The following is a 1,441-nucleotide window of genomic DNA, read 5'->3' as shown; positions in this document are numbered from 1 at the left end:
GTCTGGGGCAGCTTCTACATCCCCGAATATTTCGAGCTGATGCTGACCACGCTCAACGTGGCCCTGGTCTCGACCTTCATCGGCTTCGTCTTCGCCGTGCCGTTCTCCTTCATCGCGGCGCGCAATTTGACGCCGCATCCGGTGCTGCGGCTGATCGTCAAGCGCCTCATGGAACTGCTGCGCGCCTTTCCCGAGATCGTCATCGCCGGCCTGTTCGCCGCCATCGTCTCGATCGGCCCGATCGCCGCCATCATCGCCATCGGCCTGCATTCGATCGGCGCGCTGGGCAAGCTGTTCTACGAGATCAACGAGAACATCGACATGCGCGCCGAGGAAGGCCTGAGGGCCGTCGGCGCCAACTGGTTCGAGCGGGTGCGCTTCGCCGGCCTGCCGCAGGTGCTGCCCAACTTCATGTCCTACACGCTGCTGCGTGTTGAGATAAATGTCCGCATTTCCACCATCATGGGCGCTGTCGGCGGCGGCGGTATCGGCGAGGAGTTGAAGCTGTCGATCTCGCGCGGCTTCGGCGCCAAGACGATAGCCCTCGTGCTGCTCCTGTTCACGACGATCTTCATCGTCGACCAGTTCTCCGCCTGGCTGCGCCGCAAGCTGGTCGGCGAGCAGGCTTTCGTGATGAGCGCTTGACCATGGCCACCATGACCGCCGATCAGATCCAGTCGATCGAAGAGCGCTTCCCGCAGGTGTTCCAGCGGCCGTTCCACAAGCGCTTCGGGCCGCTGATGCTGCTTGGCGGCATCTTTCTCTACCTGCTGTACGCCTTGTGGTTCTTCAACCTGCCGCAGGTCATGCGAGAATCGCACTGGGAGCGCCTGCCGCTGTTCCTGACCCAATGGATCAGCTACGACGTACAGCCGATCTTCCGCCTCGATGAACCGCAGATCACTGCCAAATATCCACGCTTCTCGGTGCTCGGCCCGAACCCGGATCCGGACTGGGTCAAGACCAATGCCGATGGTTCGGTGACGATCCTGATCGACGGCACCGCCAAGTCGATTACCTTCACCAAGACGCAAGCGACGATAATTGCCAACGGTGAGACCGTTGCGGTCGCACTCGGCACCGGCAAGCCGCTGATCTCGGGACCGGTTCCCGGCTGGATCACCGCGCATGAGGATGAGGTCGTCGCCGACATGGGCTTTGCCGGCGAGGCCCGCGTCGCCGTTGACCGCGTCAGGATACGCAAGCGGTTTCTAGGCTGGGCAAACTTCGTCTTCGACACGCGTTCGCCTTTCTTCGGCAAGTCGGCAAGCGAAGTCGCTTCGCTGATCGTCTCCGGGCCGGAACTGAAACCGGGCACGTCAAATCTGGCGCTGGCCGGCGACAACATCTGGAACAACGCCCAGTGGCAGCATGGCGATGTCTGGACGAAGCTCCTGCAGACCATCGTCATGGCCTTTCTCGGCACCATGCTGGGCGGCAT

1 protein-coding gene and 1 pseudogene are annotated in these 1,441 nt (G+C 62.2%); both read left to right on the top strand.

Translation table 11 applies throughout. The features are described from left to right. On the top strand, positions 1-645 hold a 645-nt coding region (gene phnE / locus EN932_RS36035; protein ID WP_128278230.1), incomplete at its 5' end, for a phosphonate ABC transporter, permease protein PhnE. Positions 646-647: 2 nt separating this feature from the next. After that, positions 648-1,441: pseudogene (locus tag EN932_RS36030) on the top strand (phosphonate ABC transporter, permease protein PhnE); the annotation flags it as partial.

Origin of the sequence: Mesorhizobium sp. M7A.F.Ca.US.002.01.1.1 (assembly GCF_004022955.1) — a bacterium.
Classification (GTDB): Bacteria; Pseudomonadota; Alphaproteobacteria; order Rhizobiales; family Rhizobiaceae; genus Mesorhizobium; species Mesorhizobium ciceri.
The sequence above is the reverse complement of the archived record's forward strand: the minus strand, read 5'-3'. Positions and strand labels throughout refer to the sequence as shown.